Source organism: Bacillus sp. P4_D3, assembly GCF_056401855.1.
In genome coordinates, this window is the sequence record NZ_JBFUIN010000208.1 from 1 (window position 1) to 5,596 (window position 5,596).

Consider the following 5,596-nt stretch of genomic DNA (forward strand, 5'->3'; position numbering starts at 1 on the left):
CTTGATGTCGTGCTTTATAGGCTGCTGTAAAATCTCTCGTTAATGGTTGTAATGACCAACCATCTCCTATAATATGGTGCAAGAGAATTAGTAATACATGTTCGTTTTCACTTACTTTAAAAAGTTGCAAACGAATTGCTGGTTCGATATCAAGATTAAAACTATATCTTACAGCTTCAGACAGTGTACTTTCTAATTCATCCTTACATGTATTTGTTATAATCATTTTTAAATTCAATTTATCCATTTCTAGAATTCTTTGATATGAACTGCCAGGTGAATTCGGGAAAATTGTTCTAAGTGTTTCATGTTTCTCAACTACATCATAAAAGGCACCTTGTAATGCTTCCTCATTCAATTTTCCAGACATACGAATAACTAACGGAATATTATAAGTAGGACTTGGACCTTCTAAACAATTTAAGAACCATAACCTGCGCTGTGCAAATGAAAGTGGAATTTCATTTGGTCTACTTATTTTCTTAATAGCTGGTCTCGCGCTTTTTGCACGATCCAATTGTTTCGCTAATTCAGCAACAGTTGGTGATTCAAATAGTTTCCCGATTCCTAATTCGACATTTAACGTTTCACGAATTCTTGCCATTAAACGAGATGCAAGAAGCGAATGGCCACCCATTTCAAAGAAATTATCATCAATGCTAATTCGCGAAATACTAAGTACTTCTGCAAATAAATCACATAGTATTTCTTCTTTCGGATTTCTAGCAACTCTCTCATTATTCATTCCATTAAAATCAGGAGCAGGTAATTTCTTTCTATCAACCTTACCATTTGGTGTTAATGGTAATTCTTCTAGCACAACAAATGCCGATGGTACCATATAATTCGCTAAACTTTCTGAAACATAAGCACGAATTTCTGAAAGATTAATTGGTTCCTTCTCTTCGGCAACGATATACGCAATGATTCGTTTATCATTTGGATGATCTTCTCGTACTATTACTACCGCTTGTCGAATACTTTGATGCCCTTGTAACACCGTTTCAATTTCAGCTAATTCAATTCGGAAACCGCGAATTTTAATTTGATGATCTGCGCGACTAATGTACTCTAACACACCATCGGTACGCCATTTCACAAGATCACCTGTGCGGTACATACGTGCTCCAGCTTTTCCATAAGGGTTTGCAACAAACCGTTCAGCTGTTAACTCAGGTTTTCCTAAATATCCGTTCGCAAGTCCTTCACCCGCAATATATAATTCACCAATAACTTCAGGTGGAACTGGTTGTAACCCTGCATCTAACACATACACTTCAGTATTCCAAATTGGCTTTCCAATAGGAGGTATACCACTTTCACTTTCATCAATGTTCATGAAGGTAGACCAAATTGTCGTTTCAGTTGGTCCATATAAGTTACTTATAGAGCAACCTAATTCTTTTAATTTATTTGMTAAATGTGCCGGAAGAGCTTCACCACCAACGAGCACGTTTAGCCCTTGTAGCCTCTCTGGATATTCAGTTACTAACGCCTGCCAGAGCGTCGGTGTAGCTTGCATAATTGTCGCTCTTTCTTCTTGTAAAAGTGTCGTTAACGCAGAAGGCTCTTGGATTACCTCTTTCTGAGCAATTGTTATACTTGCACCACTAATAAGAGGTAAATAAATTTCTAAAGCAGAAATATCAAACGCAAACGTTGTAACTGCTAATAAATGATCCTTTTCATTTAATGAAAACGTATGTTGCATAGCCAATAAGAAGTTACTTAAACCTTTCATAGAAACAATTACACCTTTTGGATTTCCTGTTGATCCTGAAGTGTAAATTGTATACGCTGGGTTTAAAAGTGATTCATTATTTTTAAATGATATATTCATATGAGAATATGTTTTTAACGCTATTTTCGTTTCTTCGCTATCTAATATGATTTTTTTAATATCATTTTCTATAACTAAAGAGGATGAAACAGATGAATGTGTTATGATACAAACCGGATTTGCATCATTTACTATATAATTAATTCGCTCGGCTGGGTATTCTGGATCTATTGGTAAATATGCTGCACCTGCCTTTAGAACTGCTAACATACTAACTACCATTTCTATTGATCGTGGAAATACTAAGGCTACAAACTGATTTGCTTGTATTCCTTCTTCTACTAAATAGTTTGCAAGTTCATTCGCTCGTTCATTTAGCTCTTTATACGTAAGTTTTATCCCGTTACAAGTAACTGCTATATTATTTGGATTTTTTTGTACTTGTTTTTCAAATAATATAGGTAGATTAATTAGCTCTTCAGCTCTCTTAGTTTCATTCCATTCCAATAAAACTTTATGATTTTCTTCAGGAAGAGTAATGTTTATTTTTCCAATCGGCTCGTCTTTGTGATAATTATTTATCACTAATTCTAATAGATTCATAAATCTTTCTTTATGCAATGCTAGTTCCGTATCGCTATATACTTCCGGATTCGCATCAAAATGAATCATTAGCTCATTTTCATCGAAGCGCTTATATACATTTATCGATAAATCATCGACAGGTCCTGCTGATAAATTATGTGTAATGCCACGATTTCCAGCAAAGTTAAGCCCGTAATCAAAAGGCATAACATTCACTAACGGCCCAAATAACCTTTGATTTTCACCTAGTAACTTTAAGTCTCTTCTTAATTCCTCATGACGATATTTATGATGACGACGTATATCTCGAATTTCTTCAGAAACTTGCTGTATTAATTCTGCAAAAGTTATATTTGGAGTTAACTTTAGACGAAGTGGAACTAAATTCATTACCATGCTTGGTGTATGAATAGATACAGAACCAAGACGCCCCATCATCGGTAAACCTAAAACAATATCATTTGCACCTGTTAATTTATGCATATAAATACTTGTTACAGCTACAACAAATTCGGGCCAACTCGTTAACGAAATATTGATATCTTCTAGTAACGTTTTCGTACTAGAATTTGATAAATAAGCAGTTTCTCGTGAAAATCCATTTGATGTTCTCGGCGCTCGTTCTGCTAAACTTACAACTTCCGGTTCATCTGCAAACTTCTCTAACCAAAAAGTACGATCTTTCTGAAATTGTTTAGATTCACGATACTCATTATCTTCTTGTACAATTTTTGCAAGAGAGCCAAATGGCTTTTCATTCTTGTTTGTTTCTTCTATAAGTGATGTATACTCATTCGCTACCTTTTGGCTAAGAAGTGAAAATCCATAGCCATCCATCACAATGTGATGGATGCGCTGATACCAAAAGAAACGATTATTTTCAATTTGAATAAGTGCTTCAGTAAATAATTTATCCTCTGTTAAATCCACGGGCATAGATAAATCATTTTTCATCCATACCTTAGCAGCTTCTTCAGGATTTTCCTCTTTACGAACGTCAATAAAATGCATATGAAACTTTGACGATTCCTCAATAACTTGCCATGGGCCAATTTCATYCTCTTCGAAACGAACATGAAGTGCTTCTGCTGCTGTTACAACTTTACATACAGCTAACTCGAAAATTTCTTGATTAATATTTCCGTTTATTTCTATATATTCCCCAGCATTATAAATCGGACTAAGCGGATCTAATTGTTGCGCAAACCACATACCAGACTGCGCAGATGATAACGAATGACGAATCTTTTGACTATTAGGCATTCTTTACTACCCCTTTATTATGTAGTCTATTTGTTACAGCACTTGTGCTGCTTGTGAAGATAGTAAACGGTACCAATCATCAACAGTTGGACGTTCTGCTAAATCTGCAAAAGTGATTTCTTTCCCTTCGCGGCGCCACTTCTCTACTAAACTCATAATTCTGACCGAATCAAGTCCTCTATTTAATAAATCTTCATCAACTTCAATACTCTCTACTGGCTCACGAAGTAGTTGTGCAACTAGTTCATGCACTTCCTGTAAAGTGATTCCTTCACTTTCATCGCCTTTTACACTTTGTAAATCTTTTAATAGTAAGTTTGTTGATGTCGTTACTGCACACCTATTAGATGCATACTCCAATGCTTGTTTATGATGCTCTAGTGAAAAATCAGCAACTGCATCTGCTACAAAAAATGGCTCTATACCATCCATAAATGCTTCACAAGCTGTTAAAAGGCAGCCAATATGCGCATAAATACCGCAAATAATAAGTTGATCTCTTCCTTGTTCATTTAAAATTTCTAATAGATTCGTCTTTTTAAATGCACTATATCTCCATTTTGTTAGGAATATATCATCCTCATCTGGAGTAAGTTCATCGACAATTTTCTTTTTATCTGGTCCAGCAGGAATACCGTCACCCCAAAAGTCTTGTAATAACCCTCGTTGTTCCAACGTTTGTCCACCAGGTTGTGCTGTATAAACAACTGGTATACCTAGTTCCTTACATCTTTCTCTTATCACCTTAATATTTGAAATTAGTTCTACTTTTGGCGATTCTTTATCGCTATATGCATCAAGAAAATATTCTTGCATGTCATGGATTAGAAGAACCGCACGTTTCGGATCTGGCGTCCAATTCACTTGATTTTTTGGTAGTTCTGATTCAATTGGCATTTTATATACTGAAATAGATGGGATAGCCATCTAATCACTTCCTTCCGATTCTAATAGTTTTTTATCGTTTTACTGTAATAAGTTTTGCAGCAATTGCTTTACGTAATTCTTTTTTGCTTACTTTTCCAACACCTGTTTGCGGGAATGATTCAATAAATTCGATTCGATCTGGAATCTTATACGCCGCTATACCACGTTCTCTTAAAAATATTTTTAATTCACTTACTGTTGGAGTTTGTCCACGAGCTATAACAAAAGCACAAGTACGTTCTCCTAAATAATCGTCAGGCATAGATACAATTGCTACATCATGTACTGCATCGTGTGCTAAAAGATGATTTTCAACTTCCTCCGCAGCAACTTTCTCACCACCACGGTTAATTTGATCTTTATCTCTTCCTTCTACAATGATGTAACCTTGTTCATTCACTTTCACAAGATCACCTGTGCGATAAAAACCATCTTCTGTAAATGATCTTGCATTATGCTCTGCTGCTTTATAATAGCCACGAATTGTATATGGCCCTCGCGTTAATAAACTACCTACTTCACCAGGCTTAACATCATTATCATTTTCATCAACAACTCTTACTTCATCGAATGTAGACATCGGTCTACCTTGTGTATGAATAATGATTTCTTCAGGATCATTTAATCTTGTGTAATTTACTAACCCTTCTGCCATACCGAACACTTGCTGTAACGTACATCCAAATGTAGGGCGAATACGCTTCGCAACTTCGGCACTAAATTTCGCACCTCCTACTTGAATAACTTGCAGGCTCGATAAATCGTTGTTACGGGAAGATGCAGCATCAAGCCAAATCATTGCTAATGGCGGAACGAGAGCGGTAATCGTCACTTTTTCTTTTTCTATAAGAGCAAATGCCTCATCTGGACTCCCTCCAGTTGCCAACACTACTTTTCCACCCGCATAAAAAGTTCCAAATGTCCCTGGAGAACTCATTGGGTAATTGTGTGCTACTGGAAGAACTGCCATATAGACACTTTCTGCATTCAAATTACAAATTTCAGCGCTAACACGTAAACTATAAATATAGTCATCATGTG

General features: G+C 35.9%; 3 protein-coding genes. All 3 read right to left on the bottom strand.

Going from position 1 to position 5,596, the window contains the following annotated elements:
* Positions 1-3,628 (bottom strand): amino acid adenylation domain-containing protein (locus tag AC1DTM_RS17255; RefSeq protein ID WP_477000553.1); only part of this gene is annotated, 3,628 nt, incomplete at its 3' end.
* A 33-nt stretch (positions 3,629-3,661) separates the two neighbouring features.
* Positions 3,662-4,555: an isochorismatase family protein gene (locus AC1DTM_RS17260; RefSeq protein WP_199715244.1), complete on the bottom strand. Its 894-nt coding sequence runs from the start codon at positions 4,553-4,555 to the stop codon at positions 3,662-3,664.
* A 31-nt stretch (positions 4,556-4,586) separates the two neighbouring features.
* A partial coding sequence (locus AC1DTM_RS17265; RefSeq protein WP_477000554.1) for a (2,3-dihydroxybenzoyl)adenylate synthase occupies positions 4,587-5,596 on the bottom strand: 1,010 nt, incomplete at its 5' end.

Excerpts from the sequence above, each read along its gene's own strand:
- AC1DTM_RS17260 (WP_199715244.1), bottom strand. The coding sequence starts at position 4,555 with ATGGCTATCCCATCTATTTCAGTATATAAAATGCCAATTGAATCAGAA.